Source organism: Stenotrophomonas maltophilia group sp. LNF247, from assembly GCF_054083135.1.
This window is the reverse complement of sequence record NZ_JBSRQL010000006.1, coordinates 114,746-129,156: the sequence shown is the minus strand read 5'-3', so window position 1 is coordinate 129,156 and position 14,411 is coordinate 114,746. Positions and strand designations below refer to the sequence as shown.

The 14,411-nt window shown below is 67.0% G+C and carries 18 protein-coding genes; 6 read left to right on the top strand and 12 right to left on the bottom strand.

The genetic code is table 11. From position 1 onward, the window contains the following. Positions 1–774 (top strand): NAD kinase, encoded by a 774-nt coding sequence (locus ACTXG9_RS08435; RefSeq protein ID WP_021202724.1) that lies wholly within the window; start codon positions 1–3, stop codon positions 772–774. A 47-nt stretch (positions 775–821) separates the two neighbouring features. Continuing rightward, a complete protein-coding gene (locus ACTXG9_RS08430; protein WP_021202725.1) occupies positions 822–1,766 on the top strand; it encodes a 5'-nucleotidase in 945 nt (314 codons plus the stop codon). Between the two features lie 61 nt (positions 1,767–1,827). Here ACTXG9_RS08430 and ACTXG9_RS08425 read toward each other — a convergent pair whose 3' ends face one another. The 12 genes from ACTXG9_RS08425 to asnS all read right to left on the bottom strand — a co-directional run bounded on the left by ACTXG9_RS08425 (position 1,828) and on the right by asnS (position 12,333). Beyond that, positions 1,828–2,379 carry a DUF2939 domain-containing protein gene (locus tag ACTXG9_RS08425; protein WP_111098202.1) on the bottom strand — a complete coding sequence of 184 codons (552 nt, stop codon included), beginning with the start codon at positions 2,377–2,379 and terminating at the stop codon, positions 1,828–1,830. Positions 2,380–2,421: 42 nt separating this feature from the next. Continuing rightward, positions 2,422–3,402 carry an aldo/keto reductase gene (locus ACTXG9_RS08420; protein WP_111098201.1) on the bottom strand — a complete coding sequence of 327 codons (981 nt, stop codon included), beginning with the start codon at positions 3,400–3,402 and terminating at the stop codon, positions 2,422–2,424. Beyond that, positions 3,402–4,088 carry a DUF2461 domain-containing protein gene (locus tag ACTXG9_RS08415; RefSeq protein WP_134730870.1) on the bottom strand — a complete coding sequence of 229 codons (687 nt, stop codon included), beginning with the start codon at positions 4,086–4,088 and terminating at the stop codon, positions 3,402–3,404. Before ACTXG9_RS08415 ends, ACTXG9_RS08420 begins: the two co-directional genes overlap by 1 nt. Next, positions 4,085–5,524, bottom strand: coding sequence for an exodeoxyribonuclease I (gene sbcB / locus ACTXG9_RS08410; protein ID WP_197575181.1), 1,440 nt, complete (start codon positions 5,522–5,524; stop codon positions 4,085–4,087). Before sbcB ends, ACTXG9_RS08415 begins: the two co-directional genes overlap by 4 nt. After that, positions 5,524–6,891 (bottom strand): FAD-dependent oxidoreductase, encoded by a 1,368-nt coding sequence (locus ACTXG9_RS08405; protein ID WP_456115653.1) that lies wholly within the window; start codon positions 6,889–6,891, stop codon positions 5,524–5,526. Before ACTXG9_RS08405 ends, sbcB begins: the two co-directional genes overlap by 1 nt. A gap of 31 nt (positions 6,892–6,922) precedes the next feature. Further along, positions 6,923–8,197, bottom strand: a complete 1,275-nt coding sequence (gene kynU, locus ACTXG9_RS08400; RefSeq protein ID WP_019660376.1) for a kynureninase — start codon at positions 8,195–8,197, stop codon at positions 6,923–6,925. Positions 8,198–8,364: 167 nt separating this feature from the next. Then, the gene (locus ACTXG9_RS08395) at positions 8,365–8,886 is read right to left on the bottom strand and encodes a 3-hydroxyanthranilate 3,4-dioxygenase (RefSeq protein WP_026347065.1); all 522 of its coding nucleotides are present in this window, start codon (positions 8,884–8,886) and stop codon (positions 8,365–8,367) included. 19 nt (positions 8,887–8,905) lie between these two features. Next, positions 8,906–9,568 (bottom strand): carbonate dehydratase, encoded by a 663-nt coding sequence (gene can / locus ACTXG9_RS08390; RefSeq protein ID WP_005417406.1) that lies wholly within the window; start codon positions 9,566–9,568, stop codon positions 8,906–8,908. A 72-nt stretch (positions 9,569–9,640) separates the two neighbouring features. Then, on the bottom strand, positions 9,641–10,279 hold the full coding sequence (locus ACTXG9_RS08385) for an FMN-binding negative transcriptional regulator (protein ID WP_021202731.1): 639 nt from the start codon (positions 10,277–10,279) through the stop codon (positions 9,641–9,643). Between the two features lie 7 nt (positions 10,280–10,286). Beyond that, positions 10,287–10,601, bottom strand: a complete 315-nt coding sequence (locus tag ACTXG9_RS08380; protein ID WP_019660373.1) for a hypothetical protein — start codon at positions 10,599–10,601, stop codon at positions 10,287–10,289. A 7-nt stretch (positions 10,602–10,608) separates the two neighbouring features. Then, a complete protein-coding gene (locus tag ACTXG9_RS08375; RefSeq protein ID WP_005417403.1) occupies positions 10,609–10,908 on the bottom strand; it encodes a hypothetical protein in 300 nt (99 codons plus the stop codon). A gap of 30 nt (positions 10,909–10,938) precedes the next feature. After that, a complete protein-coding gene (gene asnS, locus ACTXG9_RS08370) occupies positions 10,939–12,333 on the bottom strand; it encodes an asparagine--tRNA ligase (protein WP_021202732.1) in 1,395 nt (464 codons plus the stop codon). Positions 12,334–12,461: 128 nt separating this feature from the next. Between asnS and ACTXG9_RS08365 the strand changes: the two genes are divergently transcribed. The 4 genes from ACTXG9_RS08365 to rplI all read left to right on the top strand — a co-directional run bounded on the left by ACTXG9_RS08365 (position 12,462) and on the right by rplI (position 14,251). Beyond that, positions 12,462–12,800: a HesB/IscA family protein gene (locus ACTXG9_RS08365; RefSeq protein ID WP_019660371.1), complete on the top strand. Its 339-nt coding sequence runs from the start codon at positions 12,462–12,464 to the stop codon at positions 12,798–12,800. 217 nt (positions 12,801–13,017) lie between these two features. Beyond that, the gene (rpsF, locus tag ACTXG9_RS08360; protein ID WP_005410228.1) at positions 13,018–13,455 is read left to right on the top strand and encodes a 30S ribosomal protein S6; all 438 of its coding nucleotides are present in this window, start codon (positions 13,018–13,020) and stop codon (positions 13,453–13,455) included. 11 nt (positions 13,456–13,466) lie between these two features. Then, complete coding sequence (gene rpsR, locus ACTXG9_RS08355) at positions 13,467–13,697, top strand: 30S ribosomal protein S18 (RefSeq protein ID WP_002804494.1); 231 nt, start codon at positions 13,467–13,469, stop codon at positions 13,695–13,697. Positions 13,698–13,801: 104 nt separating this feature from the next. Then, complete coding sequence (gene rplI, locus ACTXG9_RS08350; RefSeq protein WP_021202733.1) at positions 13,802–14,251, top strand: 50S ribosomal protein L9; 450 nt, start codon at positions 13,802–13,804, stop codon at positions 14,249–14,251. The last annotated feature ends 160 nt before the right edge of the window (positions 14,252–14,411 follow it).

The window sequence follows — 14,411 nt, the reverse complement described above, 5'->3', positions numbered from 1 at the left end:
ATGAGCGACACCCCCCGCATCGCTTTCCTGGCCAGCAACACCGAACCGGCGCAGATGGCGCGCGCGGCGATGATCTCGCGTTATGGCGATCACGCGCCTGAGCAGGCCGACGTGCTTTGCCCGCTGGGGGGCGACGGTTTCATGCTGCAGACCCTGCACCGGCACGGGCACCTGGGCAAGCCGGTGTTCGGCATGAAGCTGGGCACCGTGGGCTTCCTGATGAACCAGTACCGCGGCGACGATGACGTGCAGGCGCGCATCGCCCGTGCCGAACCGGCCAACCTGCGCCCGTTGGAGATGGTGGCGCTGACCGAATCGGGCACCAGTACCGGGTCGCTGGCCTACAACGATGTTTCACTGCTGCGCCAGACCCGGCAGGCTGCGCATATCGGCATCGACCTGAACGGCCAGGAGCGCGTGGCCGAACTGATCGGTGACGGCGTGCTGGTCGCCACCCCGGCCGGCAGCACTGCCTACAATTATTCCGCGCACGGCCCGGTGTTGCCGCTGGGGTCGCATACCATCGCGCTGACGCCGCTGGCCCCATATCGGCCGCGACGCTGGCGCGGGGCGATCCTCAAGGCCGATACCGAAGTGCGCTTCCGCGTGCTCGATCCCTACAAGCGTCCGGTCAGCGTCACCGCTGACTCGCACGAGACCCGCGACGTAGTGGAGGTGACCATCCGCGAGTCCAGGGACCGGCGCGTGACCCTGCTGTTCGACCCGGAACACAACCTGGAAGACCGGATCCTGAGCGAACAGTTCGTTTTTTGAGGACAATGGGCGGCCGGCCCTGCCGACCGCTTGAAGGACCCCCACCGATGGGCGACAACTCCCCCCGTTTGCTGACCGTCGCGGTCACCTCGCGCGCGCTGTTCGACCTCGAGGAAAGCCATGCGCTGTTCGAGAGCGATGGCGTGGCGGCCTATGCAGAATTCCAGCGCCAGCATGAGGACGACATCCTCGGACCTGGCGTGGCCTTCCCGGTAGTGCGCAAGCTGTTGGCCCTGAACCAGGGCGCCAGCCCGGAGGACCCGCGGGTCGAGGTGATCCTGCTGTCGCGCAATTCGGCCGACACCGGCCTGCGCATCTTCAATTCGATCCAGCACTATGGCCTGGGCATCATCCGCGCGACGTTCACCGCCGGCGAGCCGACCTGGCCCTACGTGAAGCCGTTCGGCACCGACCTGTTCCTGTCGGCCAACCCGGAATCGGTGCGCAGCGCGCTGCGCCATGGCATCGCGGCGGCGACCATCCTGCCCAAGCCGCCTGGCGAGACCGCAGCCGCAGCGGCCGACCAGATCGACATCGGTCGCCCTGCCGGGCAGCTGCGCATCGCCTTTGACGGTGACGCGGTGATCTTTGGTGACGAGAGTGAACGCATTTCGCGCGAGCAGGGCGTGGAAGCCTTTGGCCGCCATGAGCGCGAACGGGCCCGCGAGCCGCTCAGCGGCGGTCCGTTCCGTGGCTTCCTGTCAGCGCTGCACACGCTGCAGGAAGTATTCCCTGCCGGCGAGAGCGCGCCGATCCGTACCGCACTGGTGACTGCGCGTTCGGCGCCGGCCCATGAGCGGGTGATCCGCACCCTGCGCGAGTGGGGCGTGCGCCTGGACGAAGCGCTGTTCCTCGGCGGCCGGCACAAGGGGCCGTTCCTGCAGGCGTTCGGCGCCGACATCTTCTTCGACGATTCGCAGCACAACATCGACAGCGCCCGCGAGCATGTGGCTGCCGGCCACGTACCGCACGGCGTCGCCAACGAGGGATAGGGCGGATTCGACCGGCAGGTGCCAACCGTTGGTTGGCACTGCCGTCAGGCCACGGGTCCGATCAAGGGCTGCCCGACATCCCCAACTGCAGATCCACCACCTTCCAGCGCAGCCCCTGCGGCTCCAGCACCACCTTCATCGGCGGCTGGCCGGGACCGCGATCGACATCGATCACGAAGCGGTCCAGCGCTTCGAAATGGTGTTCGGCATGCTTCAACGGTCGCGCCGGTTCGGTCGGGCCGAAGGCATCGCCGCCCTGCAGTTCATTGCGGCCGCGCTTCCACAGCACGTGGCCCTGCAGCATCGCGCCGATCCCGGTGGGGGTCACCATGGTGTCCACCGCGGCACCGCCCAGCTGGTCGCCCAGCCCGTACAGCAGGGCACCGAAGGGACTGGCCGCCACGTCCGGGCCGGCCTGGCGCACCAGGTAGTCATTGAGCTGCGCGCGCAGGCTGCTGCGCACGCGCGGGAAATCGACGTAGCGTTCCAGGCGCGCGGTGTCGCGCTGCTCGATGGCCTTGGAAAGGCCATTGACGGTCAGGTAGGGGCCGCCGAACCACCAGGCCGCCAGGGCCAGGACCAGCAGCACAACCAGTGCGGAGAGTTTCTTCATGGCGGACAGACTGCCGCAACGGCGGCAGTGCGGGGTGAAGACTCACTGACTGGGCGAACCACGGCCATCACCGAAGGCATCGACCAGCTGTTGCCGTTCCGCCGGGGTCAGCGCCTCAAGGCGCGTCGCCAGCACTTCGTCCAGGCTGCCGGTGCGGGTGGTGCCCAGAATGCCGCTGGCGACGCCGCGATGGCCCAGGGCGTAGGCAAACGCGGTCTGGGCGGGGCGCTGGCTGTGGATGGCGGCGATGGTGTGGCGCATCCGGCGTGCGCTGTGCATCAGGGAGCGGCTGCTTGGCTTGAGCCAGGCTCTGGCCAGGTACCAGGCGTCGGCCGGGCGCGGCAGGCGGGCCCGTGATGGCAGCAGGTGGCCCTGCGCCAGCACGGTGCCGGCCAGCACGCCGATACCGGCCGCGTGCAGCCGGTCGATGAGGGGTTCACGATCCTGCTGCAGGGCGTTGTAGTCCAGAAGCACCACGTCGAACAGCGTGGGATGGTCGATCATCCAGCACAGGGTCGACGCCGTGTGCGTATTGATGCCGGTGTGCCGGATCAGCCCGCGTTCGCGCAGTCGCTGCAGTGCGGCCAGCAGGTCATCGTTGATGTCGTGCTGGCTGGCACCGTGCAGCTGGTAGATATCGAGGTAATCCAGGCCGAGGTTGCGCAGCGAGGCTTCGCAGCTGGCGGTGATGGCCGCTGGCGAAAAATTGCGCTGCTCGGCGCCGCTGACGCCGGCCTGGCCGGTCAGCGTGCCGCCCTTGCTGGAGATCACCAGCGAATCGCGCGGGTATTGCTTGAGCAAGGAGCGCAGGATGCGGCCCAGCCGCGGCTCGGCGTGGAAACCGGAGTAGTTGTGACCGGTGTCCAACAGGTTCACGCCCTGTGCCAGTGCATGCTCGACGACGTGCGCGGCCGACTGCTCCGGGAAGCGCCGATGCCCCCAGAAGCCGGAGCACCCAAGGCCGACCGGCGAAACCGCCAGGCCGGTGCGGCCCAGCGTGCGCCGTTGGTGCGCCAACGGCATCAGAATTCCAGGTCCAGCGCTGCGCACAGATAGTCGACGAACGGGCCGAGCGCGGCCAGATCCTTGCCCAGCGTGGACAGCAGGCGTGGGCCGGTCATGGTGGCGTCATCCAGCGGGCGCCACATCACCCAGTTGCGGTGCTTGAGGTCGTCGATGAACTCGAAGTCGGCCGGGAAGCCGCGCGGCGGACGCACCAGCTTTTCGCTCTCCTCGAACTCGAAGCGCCTGCGCAGCGCAGGTGCATGGGCCGCGGCCTTCCAGCTGCCCGGATTGTCGAGGATGAAGTGGCGCACGCGGCGCTGGGTTTCCGGTTCCGGGTGCCACAGGCCGGCACCGACAAAGCTCTCGCCTGGCTGCAGGTGCAGATAGAACGAGGGCGCGGCCACTTCGCGACGGCGCTCATGGAACAGGCGCGCACCCTGCCAGGTCTTGTAAGGCGATTTGTCGTTGGAGAAACGCGCGTCGCGGTGGATGCGGAACAGTGAGCCGCCGACGCCGCGGGTATCGGCGCGGAAGTGTTCGCTGACCTCGGCAAGGGCTGGCTGAAGATCACCCAACAGGCGCAGGAACGGCTGTCGCACATGCTCTTCGTACTGCTGGCGGTGGTCGTTGAACCACGCCTTTTCGTTGTGGCGCGCCAGGCTGCGCAGGAACTTGAAGCTGGCGTCCGAGAAATAGGTACTCACAAGGTCTCCTGCAGGTGCTGGCCCCAGTCGCGCAACGATTGCAGCAGGGCCTGGCGCCGCGCGTCGTCGGGCGACTCGGCGGCCAGCGCATCGAGCTGCTGCTGGTACTGGGGCAGGTTGAGTTCGCCCAGGCCGCCGTCTCCCAGCAGGCGCTGGCGCCGGTAATCCTGCCAGCGCTGGCGTTCAGCCGGCGCGAGGCTGTCCGGATGATTGCGCGCACGGTAGCGGAACAGCAGCTCCGGCAGGCGCGGGTCGCGGAAGCGGCCTTCCAGCGCGGCCAACTGCTCCGGTGCGGTGGTGCGGGCCAGCGCCAGCAGCGGTTTGTCGCCGTTGCCGAGGAAGCCGTCGTACAGGGAGGCATCGACGTCGGCCACGGTGGCCGCGCGCGGCTGGTTGTAGACCTGGCGCGCCTTCTCGGCAAGCTGAGGGGCGAACCCGCGCAGCCGTTCAACCTTGGCCTCGATCGCGGCCACGTCCAGGCCCAGTCGCGCGTGGTCGTCGCCACGAAGGTGGTTCCATGCGACCAGGGCGGGCACCTTGTTCAGGTGCACTTCCTTCAGTGGCACCCGTGCCACGCCCTCGGGCAGTTCACTGGCGCGCAGGTACAGGCGCTGTGCGATCACCTCGGCCGGCAGGGCCAGCAGGTCGTCGATGTCGCCGTCCAGGTCGAACACGATCACCCGGTTGCTGATCGTCGGGTGCACGGACAACGGCAGCACCGGCGCCGCGCACAGACGGCTGGCGGGGTAGCGCATGGAAATGTGCAGCACCGGCGTCATCGCGGTGACATCCAGCAGGCTGCCGACGAAACGCTTGTCGCGCAGCTTCAGGGCGTAGTCCCACAGGCGCGGCTGCGACTGCTTGAACAGCCGTGCCATGCCGATCGTGGCTCGCACGTCGGATAGCGCTTCGTGCGCATCACCCTCGCGCACGTTGTTGGCTTCGGCCAGGTGCTCGAGTTTGAACGAGGTGGCACCGTCCTCGCGCAGCGGCCACTGGATGCCATCCGGGCGCATCGCGCGCATCAGCCGCAGCATGTCCAGCAGGTCCCAGCGCGAATTGCCGTTGCGCCACTCGCGTTCGTATGGGTCATGGAAGTTGCGGAACAGGCCGTAGCGGACGAATTCATCGTCGAAGCGCAGCGTGTTGTAGCCCAGGGCGCAGGTGCCGGGTCGCGACATCAGTTCGTTGATGCGGTCGAAGGCTTGGGACTCGCTGATGCCTTCGGCCAAGGCCTGCTGCGGGGTGATGCCGGTGACCAGGGTGGCCATCGGCGAGGGCAGCAGGTCATCGGCCGGGCGCACGAAGAAGCTGACCGGTGTGTCGATCTCGTTGAGGCCGGCGTCGGTGCGGATGGCGGCGAACTGCGAGATGCGGGTGCGCCGTGGATCCTGGCCGAAGGTTTCCAGGTCGTAGAACAGGAAGCTGTCAGCCATCAGTGCGCACCCTCCAGGACCGGTAGCTGCGCGTGGATCTGCGCTTCCAGCGCCGCCCAGTCGATGTTGTCCAGCGACTCGTGGCCGACCGTGGCCGCCACCAGCAAATCGCGCTGCAGTTCGGTACGGCGCAGCGCTTCGGCGTACGGCGTGTGCAGGAAGGTGACCATCGTGTAGTGCGGTACGAAGCGGGTCGGCCAGCGCCGCTGCAGTTCCCGCTCCAGTTCGCGCTGCAGCAGGAACGAGGGATCGGCCACGCGGTCGCGCATTTCCAGGTAGTTCTCCAGCGCCATCTGCTGGATCGCGCATGCATTGGGTTTGCGCTCGGCCTCGAACGCAGCGAACGCACTTTCCAGGTCATCCGCCTCCATCAGGTGACGGGCCAGCGCAACGCAATCCTCGAACGCGCAGTTCATGCCCTGGCCGTGGAACGGCACCATTGCATGCGCGGCGTCGCCGATCAGTACGGCGCGACCCTGCTGGTGCCAGCGCTCCAGGGTGAGCGTGCCGAGCAGGCCCGGCGGGTGCTGTTCCCAATCCACGCGCAGGTTCGGGATCAGCGGCAGCGCGTCCGGGAACTCGCGAGCGAACAGCGCCTCGGCCTGCGCACCGGTATTGATCGTGGCAAAGCTGGGATCGCCCTGGTTGGGCAGGAACAGGGTGACGGTGAAGGTGCCTTCATGATTGGGCAGGGCGATGCACATGTAGTGGCCGCGTGGCCAGATGTGCAGCGCGTTGCGCTCGATGCGGAAGCCCCCGTCTTCGGCCGGCGGAATCTCCAGCTCCTTGTAGGAGTGATCGAGGAAGGCGATGTCCTCGCCCAGCGGCGCGCGCCGGTTCATTGCCGCACGCAGCGCCGAACCGGCACCGTCTGCACCGATCAGGGTGTCGAAGCGGATGTCGTGCGGGCTGTCATCGCGGTCATCGATGAAGCGGGCGTAGCCGGCATCGAAATCAACGGTGTGCAGGCGGCGATGGAAATGCACGGTGGCCCCTGCCTGTTCGGCCAGTTCCAGCAGCGTGGTGTTCAGGTCGCTGCGGTGGATCGACCAGATCACTTCGCTGTCATCACGGCCATAGCGCTGCAGCTGCGGTTCGCCGTCGCGTGGATGCACCATGCGTCCGCGCATCATCACCGCGCGCGCCATCACCTCGTCTTCCACACCGGCCTGGCGCAGGGCGTTGCGCCCACGCTCGGCCAGCGCCAGGTTGATCGAGCGGCCGCTCTCGTAGTCGGCCACGCGCGGATCGCCGCGGCGTTCGTACAAGGTGATGCGCCAGCCCTGGCGTGACAGCAGGATGGCCAGCAGGGAGCCGGCGAGGCCGGCACCGATAATGCTCAACGAGCGGGAGGCGTGTGCGATCAACGAACTGTCCAGCAGTAGGGGAGGGTCCGGCTCAAAGGCCGGCCCAGGCTTCCACTTCCTCGACGAAGTGGTGCACGTCCAGGTAGCGGTTGTAGAGCGGGGTGGGCGAGATGCGGATCACGTCGGGCTCGCGCCAGTCGCCGAGCACGCCGATGCTGCGCAGGTGCTCGAACAGGGCGCGCCCGCGCTCGCGGCCGCCGATCACGCGCAGCGACAACTGGCAGCCGCGGCGCTGCGGGTCTGCCGGGGTGATGATCTCCAGCACCTGCGGCAGGCGTGCGCGCACCAGTGCTTCGAGCATGCCGGTCAGCGCCAGCGATTTGCTGCGCAGCGCGTCCATGCCGGCTCGCTCGAACAGGTCCAGCGAGGCGCGCAACGGTGCCAGCCCCAGAATGGGCGGATTGCTCAGCTGCCACCCTTCGGCACCGATGGCCGGGGTGAACTGCGGTGCCATCTGGAAACGGGTGGCTTCCTCATGGCCCCACCAGCCAGCGAATCGGGGCAGGGTGGTGTCGCGATGGTGGCGCTCGTGCACGAAGGCGCCGGCAACCGCGCCCGGGCCGCTGTTGAGGTATTTGTAATGGCACCACACCGCAAAGTCCGGCGCCACGTCATGCAGGCGCAGCGGCAGGTTGCCCACCGAATGCGCCAGGTCGAAACCGATGCGCGCCCCCTGCAGGCGTGCGGCGCGGGTGATTGCATCGAGGTCGAAGGCCTGACCGGTGCGGTACTGCACGCCGGGCCACAGCACCAGCGCCAGGCGCGGGCCGTGCTCGGCGATGGCGCGTTCGATCGCGGTCAGCGAGATCGTGCCGTTGGCTTCGTCCGGCTGCACTTCCACCAGGCACTGGGCCGGGTCGAAGCCATGGAAGCGGATCTGTGCTTCGACCGCGTGGCGGTCGGTCGGGAATGCGCCGGCTTCCATCAGGATCACCGGGCGCTGCGTGGTCGGCCGGTAGAAGCTGACCATCATCAGATGCAGGTTCACGCTCAGCGTGTTCATCGCCACCACTTCGCTGGGCAGCGCACCGACCACGCGGGCCAGCTGCGCGCTCACCAGGCGGTGGTAGGACAGCCACTGGGTGGGGCCGGTGAAGTGGCCTTCCACCGCCAGCTCGCCCCACTGCTTCATCACTTCCTGCACCGCGGCCTGAGCGCCACGCGGCTGCAGGCCCAGCGAGTTGCCGACGAAGTAGGTCTGCTCGCCGCCGCCATGGCGCGGAATCAGGAATTCGTTACGCATCGGACGCAGCGGATCGGCGGCGTCCAGGGCAATGGCGTGGGTGCGGCTGAGCAGGTCGGACATGGTCGGGCAACAGGCTGCAACGGGACCGCCAGTGTAGCGCTTGGCGGCGTGCCTGCCGCGCGGCGCGCTCGCCGGGCATGGCCCGGCGCTACCTGGGGATCACGCGCATCGGTAGCGCCGGGCCGTGCCCGGCGGAGGTAACAGCAATCGCCATGCCCACCGGCCTTTCAGCCCGCCGCCGGCACCGGCAGCGGATCCACGTGCCCGCACTGGCTGCAGGTGCGCAGTTCCAGGCTGGCGTGGTAGCGCGCGAACACCTTGGGCAGGTCGGTCTCGATGTTCTGCAGCGCGAAGAACTCTTCGTGCAGCTTGTGGTTGCAGCGTTCGCAGTGCCAGATCACCCCGTCCTTCTCGTGCGGCAGGCGCTTGCGCTCGACCACCAGGCCGATGCCCCCGGGCGGGCGGCGCGGCGAGTGCGGCACCTTCGCCGGCAGCAGGAAGACCTCGCCGGCGCGGATCGGGATGTCACGTACCGCACCGTCCTCCTGCACCTTCAGCACCATCTCGCCCTCGAGCTGGTAGAACCACTCCGGGCCTTCGTCGTAGTGATAGTCGGTGCGCGAATTCGGCCCGCCGACCACCATCACGATGAAATCGCCGTTGTCGATCATCTTGTTGCCCACCGGCGGCTTCAGCAGGTGGCGGTTCTCTTCGATCCAGGCGTGCAGGTTGATCGGCGAAGCGAGCATGGTGGTCATCCGTGGGGGATCAGTCGCGACGGCCCTTGCGCGGCACGAAGGATAGTGCCTTCTCATATGCCGGCTGCAGCTCTTCCAGCGAGCCTACGTCGATGCCCATTTCACGCACGCGACCGTCCTTCAGGCTGTACACCCAGCCATGCACCATCAGCTTCTGGCCGCGGGCCCAGGCGTCCAGCACGATGGTCGAGCGACAGAGGTTGGCGACCTGCTCGATCACGTTCAGCTCGCAAAGGCGGGCGTGCTTGAGTTCATCGTCTTCGATCGCATCGAGGATGCCCTGGTGCTTCTGAACGACGTCGCCGACGTGGCGCAGCCAGTTGTCGGCCAGGCCGACGCGGGTATTGTGCAGGCAGGCGTGCACGCCGCCGCAGCCGTAATGGCCGACGATCAGAATGTGCTTGACCTTCAGCTGGTCCACCGCGTACTGCACCACGCTCAGGCAGTTCAGGTCGGTGTGGGCGACCACGTTGGCAACGTTGCGGTGCACGAACACTTCGCCGGGTGCCATGCCGATGATCTGGTTGGCCGGAACTCGTGAATCGGAGCAGCCGATCCACAGGTACTCGGGATGCTGCTGCTTGGCCAGCTGGTGGAAGAAGTCCGGGTCTTCCTTCTCGATGCGGTCGGCCCAGTCGCGGTTGTTCTGCAGCAGCTTGTGGATGTCTTTCATGTTCGGATGCCTGGCGTCGGGTGGGGGCGCGCCGCAGCCGTCCGGCTGCGTCGTCGCGGGAATCGGGGGCGTTCAGCCGCTGGGGGTGGCCTGTTCGCGGTGCCAGCGCATCCACTGCGCCAACTCGGTGGAGGAAGGGGTGCCCAGCTGTTCCAGTTCGGCGATCACGGCACGCTGGTTCGCATCGGGGTGGTTCTGGCTCAGCTTCAGCTTCAGCTGCACGTGTTCAACCTGGAAGCGGAAGCCGACGATGGCGCGCAGCTCCGCGCCGTGTTCGGCGCGCGCGGCATCGAAGCGCCAGGCCTGGCCGACGCTGGCTTCGAAACGGTCGCTGATCGCGCCGACCAGTTCGGCCAGCGCATCGGTGTCGTCGAAGGTGTGCAGCTGGCCGCGCAGCTCGGCGGCCGCATAGTTCCAGGTCGGCACCCGCGCGGCGGGCTCCTTGTCCGGATACCAGCTGGCCGAGACGTAGCCGTGCGGGCCATCGACCAGTACCTTGGCCGCACCGCTGTGGCGCGACTGCGGGTTGGCGCGGGCCCAGTGCCCGCGCAGCTCAATGCGCTCGCCCTCGCGCCGGTACAACACCGGCATCCGCGTCAGCTCCGGCAGGCCATCGCTGCCCGGGGTGAGCACGCTGACGAACGGATCGCGCGCCAGCAGGCGGTCCAGCCAGAGCAGGTCGGTCTCGGCGAAGGCGCGCGGGGTGAACATGCCAGGGTCAGGCGCGCCCGCCCAGCGACTGGATCATGCGGCCACGCAGGCCCTCGTCGCTGTCGGCCTGCGGCGGCTGCACTTCGTGCAGGCTGAAGCCGCGCACCAGCGCGTCCTCCTCGTCCAGGCCGTCATACTCGACGAATTCAGCGTCGAACAGCTGCGAACGGGCGGTGTCTTCACTGTCATAGCTCAGCGTGTTGCCGTCGCTGTCGAGCACTTCGGCGGTGCCGGCAGGGCGCACCCGCAGGCGTGCCCAGATCAGGGTGTTGCCGAGGCTGGCCAGCCACCAGCTGTCGCGCGAAGTGGTGATGTCATTCATGGATGTGTTACCAGAGCGAGGCCAGCCAGAGCAGGGCAGCCATGCCCAGTCCGGCCAGCAGGGTCAGCAGCGATACCCAGGCCGGCGTCGCCAGCCCGGACAATGATCGGTCCGGCTGCTGGCGATAGTCGCGGCGCAGCAGCCAGGCCAGGGCATCGGGCTTGAGGAAGGCGCCGCTGCCGAAGCGCTCGGCGAGCGCCGGATGGCGGTCGCGCACGTGCACCAGGGTCAGCGGCCAGAAGATCACGAAGGCACTGAACCCGGCCACTGCAACGCCAACGAAACAGAGGGCGAAGAACAGGGTCATGGGGGCAGCACCTCCGTGGTCGTTTGGGGCTTAGAAGTCCGCGCTGCCCGGGGCGCGCGGGTAGGGGATCGCATCGCGGATGTTGGACAGCCCGCAGACGTAGACCACCAGGCGCTCGAAGCCCAGGCCGAAGCCGGCGTGCGGCACCGAACCATAGCGGCGGAAATCGCGGTACCAGCTGTAGTGCTCGCGATCCAGGCCGAACTGGGCCATGCGCGCATCCAGCACGTCCAGGCGCTCTTCGCGCTGGCTGCCGCCGATGATCTCGCCGATGCCCGGGGCCAGCACGTCCATCGCGGCAACGGTCTTGCCGTCGTCGTTCAGGCGCATGTAGAAGGCCTTGATGTGCTCCGGGTAGTTGGTCACCACCACCGGGCGGCCGACGTGTTCCTCGGTCAGCCAGCGCTCGTGCTCGGTCTGCAGGTCCAGGCCCCATTCCACCGGGAAGTCGAACTTCCTGCCGGACTTCTGCAGCAGGCTGACCGCATCGGTGTAGTCGATGCGCTCGAACGGTGCGTTGATGAAATCTTCCAGCTTGGTGATCGCGTTCTTGTCCACGCGCTCGGCGATGAAGGCCAGGTCGTCGCTGCGCTCGTTCAGCACCGCGCGGAACAGGTACTTCAGGAACTCTTCGGCCAGGCGTGCGTCTTCGGCCAGGTCGGCGAAGGCGATTTCCGGCTCGATCATCCAGAACTCCGCCAGGTGGCGGGTGGTGTGGCTGTTTTCGGCGCGGAAGGTCGGGCCGAAGGTGTAGACCTTGCTCAGCGCCAGGCAATAGGCCTCGACGTTCAGCTGGCCAGACACGGTCAGGAAGGTTTCCTTGCCGAAGAAGTCGCGGCTGAAATCGATCGCGCCCTTCTCGTCGCGCGGCAGGTTCACCATGTCCAGGGTGGACACGCGGAACATCTGGCCGGCGCCTTCGGCGTCGGAGGTGGTGATGATCGGGGTGCTGATCCAGTTGAAGCCGTTCTCGTGGAAGAAGCGGTGCACGGCCTGGGCCAGGCAGTTGCGGATGCGGGTGACCGCCCCGAACAGGTTGGTGCGCGGGCGCAGGTGCGCCACTTCGCGCAGGAACTCCGGCGACATCGGCTTGGGCTGGATCGGATAGGTGAGCGGGTCTTCGACCCAGCCGACCACTTCAAGCGTGCTGGCCTGGATCTCGAACGACTGGCCCTTGCCCTGCGACTTCACCAGGGTACCGGTGGCGATGACCGAGCAGCCGCTGGTCAGGCGTTTGATCTCGTCGAAGTTGCCCAGGGTGTCGTTGGCCACGACCTGGATCGGGGCGAAGCAGGAGCCGTCGCTCACATTCACGAAGGCCAGATTCGCTGAACCGCGCACCGTGCGCACCCATCCGCGTACCGTGACTTCGCCGCCTTCCGGGATCTTCCCGGCAAGCGCATGTTCAACGCTGACCACCGTCATGACTTGAATCCTCTGCTGATCGACTCGATCTGTGAACACGGGAGTTTACCGGTTGCAGCGTTCTGCTTGCGAGGCATTTTTCGCGGCCACAGCTCCTTATAATGTCCCCGTACCTCTGGAGTAGCCCCATGGCCGTCAGCCTGACCCCCGTTGCCTTCGAGCGCGTGCAGCGCTTTGTCGCCCAGACCCCCGGCGCGCTGGGCCTGCGTTTCGGCGTGACCAGGACCGGCTGCTCCGGCTGGGGCCACATCACCGACCTGGCCCGCGATGAGCGCGAGGGCGATACCGTGTTCGAGCAGGACGGCGTGAAGATCTATGTCGACGCCAAGAGCCTGGCGCTGGTGGACGGCACCGTGATCGACTTCGGCAAGCACGGCCTGAGCGAGACCTTCACGTTCAGCAACCCGAACGCCACCGCCGAGTGTGGCTGCGGCGAGAGCTTCACCACTGACGCCGACAAGGCCTGACGGCCGGCCGGGGCCTGATCGTTCTGGTAGCGCCCAACCCGGGTTGGGCGCTCGCCCCCGGTTCAGGGTGTCAGGTGGCCCACCGGTTGCCCGGCCACCCCATCTGCGCCATAATGCGCGGCTTCCTGCCTCCCTGGCGGGAACCCTTGCCCCACCGCGGTCTCAACGGCGGGGGGCTGTCCGGCCGCAAGGCCACATCCGAAAGGTAGAAAAAAACATGAGTCGTCATTACGAAATCGTGTTCATGGTCCACCCGGACCAGAGCGAGCAGGTCCCGGCCATGATCGAGCGCTACAAGTCGCTGGTCGAGAACGGCAACGGCACCATCCACCGTCTGGAAGACTGGGGCCGCCGCCAGCTGGCGTACCCGATCCAGAACCTGGTGAAGGCCCACTACGTGCTGATGAACATCGAAGCCGACCAGGCCGTTCTGAACGAACTGACCGAGAGCTTCCGCTTCAACGACGCCGTGCTGCGCAACCTGGTCATCAAGCGTGACGAGGCTGACACCGAGCAGTCGCTGATCATGAAGAGCAAGGACGAGAAGGGTGACAAGCCGGAGCGCGGTGAGCGCCGTCGTCGTGACGACGAAGAAGGCGAGTCCAACAACACCGCTGACAACGAAGCCGGCGACGACGCCGCTTCCGCCGCCTAAGGAGCCTTCCCATGTCCAAGTTCTTCCGTCGCCGCAAGTTCTGCAAGTTCACCGCTGAAGGTGTGAAGGAGATCGACTACAAGGATCTCAACACCCTGCGCCAGTACCTGACCGAGAACGGCAAGATCGTGCCGAGCCGCGTCACCGGTACCAAGTCGAAGTACCAGCGCCAGCTGGCGACCGCCGTCAAGCGCGCTCGCTTCCTGGCCCTGATCCCGTACACCGACAACCACGACGTCTGATGCAGGCGGGGCGGCCCGACGCCGCCCCCGCTGTGCCAGCTATTCGGACAGCCTTTGTTGCGGGGCGTTGCCTCGCTAACGAATAACTTATCTGGAGCAATACCATGCAGTTGATCCTCCTGCAGAAAGTCACCAACCTCGGCAACCTGGGCGACCTGGTTGATGTGAAGCCGGGCTACGGCCGCAACTTCCTCGTGCCGCAGGGCAAGGCCGTGCCGGCCACCGAGAGCAACAAGGCCGAGTTCGAAGCCAAGCGCGCCGAATACGAAGCCAAGGCCCAGGCCATCCACGCCGACGCTGAAGGCCGCAAGGCCAAGCTGGAAGGCGCGAGCGTGACCATCGCCGCCAACGCTTCGACCGAAGGCAAGCTGTACGGCTCGGTTGGCCCGCGCGACATCGCCGAGGCCTTCACCGCCGCCGGCCTGCCGCTGGAAAAGAGCGAAGTCATCCTGGGCGAAGGCGCCTTCCGCAACATCGGCGAATACGACGTGCTGATCCACCTGCACGCCGACGTCGAGACCACCGTCAAGGTCGTCGTCGTCGCCGAAGCCTGATCCCACGCCGCAAGGCCTGGCATCACCGCAGAACGGGCGCCCGCAAGGGTGCCCGTTTTGTTTTATGGCTCCCGCTCCAGGGTGTCGAGGCCGGCCGGGCCGACGGGGCAGGGCTGGACAATGTTCCACGTCCATTCGTAGAACACGGCCACATCGGTAT

What these genes read in the sequence shown, in the direction of transcription:
- ACTXG9_RS08435 (WP_021202724.1), top strand. Translation starts at nt 1, where the DNA reads ATGAGCGACACCCCCCGCATCGCTTTCCTGGCCAGCAACACCGAACCG.
- ACTXG9_RS08430 (WP_021202725.1), top strand. Translation starts at nt 822, where the DNA reads ATGGGCGACAACTCCCCCCGTTTGCTGACCGTCGCGGTCACCTCGCGC.
- ACTXG9_RS08425 (WP_111098202.1), bottom strand. Translation starts at nt 2,379, where the DNA reads ATGAAGAAACTCTCCGCACTGGTTGTGCTGCTGGTCCTGGCCCTGGCG.
- ACTXG9_RS08420 (WP_111098201.1), bottom strand. Translation starts at nt 3,402, where the DNA reads ATGCCGTTGGCGCACCAACGGCGCACGCTGGGCCGCACCGGCCTGGCG.
- sbcB (WP_197575181.1), bottom strand. Translation starts at nt 5,524, where the DNA reads ATGGCTGACAGCTTCCTGTTCTACGACCTGGAAACCTTCGGCCAGGAT.
- kynU (WP_019660376.1), bottom strand. Translation starts at nt 8,197, where the DNA reads ATGTCCGACCTGCTCAGCCGCACCCACGCCATTGCCCTGGACGCCGCC.
- ACTXG9_RS08395 (WP_026347065.1), bottom strand. Translation starts at nt 8,886, where the DNA reads ATGCTCGCTTCGCCGATCAACCTGCACGCCTGGATCGAAGAGAACCGC.
- can (WP_005417406.1), bottom strand. Translation starts at nt 9,568, where the DNA reads ATGAAAGACATCCACAAGCTGCTGCAGAACAACCGCGACTGGGCCGAC.
- ACTXG9_RS08385 (WP_021202731.1), bottom strand. Translation starts at nt 10,279, where the DNA reads ATGTTCACCCCGCGCGCCTTCGCCGAGACCGACCTGCTCTGGCTGGAC.
- ACTXG9_RS08380 (WP_019660373.1), bottom strand. Translation starts at nt 10,601, where the DNA reads ATGAATGACATCACCACTTCGCGCGACAGCTGGTGGCTGGCCAGCCTC.
- ACTXG9_RS08375 (WP_005417403.1), bottom strand. Translation starts at nt 10,908, where the DNA reads ATGACCCTGTTCTTCGCCCTCTGTTTCGTTGGCGTTGCAGTGGCCGGG.
- asnS (WP_021202732.1), bottom strand. Translation starts at nt 12,333, where the DNA reads ATGACGGTGGTCAGCGTTGAACATGCGCTTGCCGGGAAGATCCCGGAA.
- ACTXG9_RS08365 (WP_019660371.1), top strand. Translation starts at nt 12,462, where the DNA reads ATGGCCGTCAGCCTGACCCCCGTTGCCTTCGAGCGCGTGCAGCGCTTT.
- rpsF (WP_005410228.1), top strand. Translation starts at nt 13,018, where the DNA reads ATGAGTCGTCATTACGAAATCGTGTTCATGGTCCACCCGGACCAGAGC.
- rpsR (WP_002804494.1), top strand. Translation starts at nt 13,467, where the DNA reads ATGTCCAAGTTCTTCCGTCGCCGCAAGTTCTGCAAGTTCACCGCTGAA.
- rplI (WP_021202733.1), top strand. Translation starts at nt 13,802, where the DNA reads ATGCAGTTGATCCTCCTGCAGAAAGTCACCAACCTCGGCAACCTGGGC.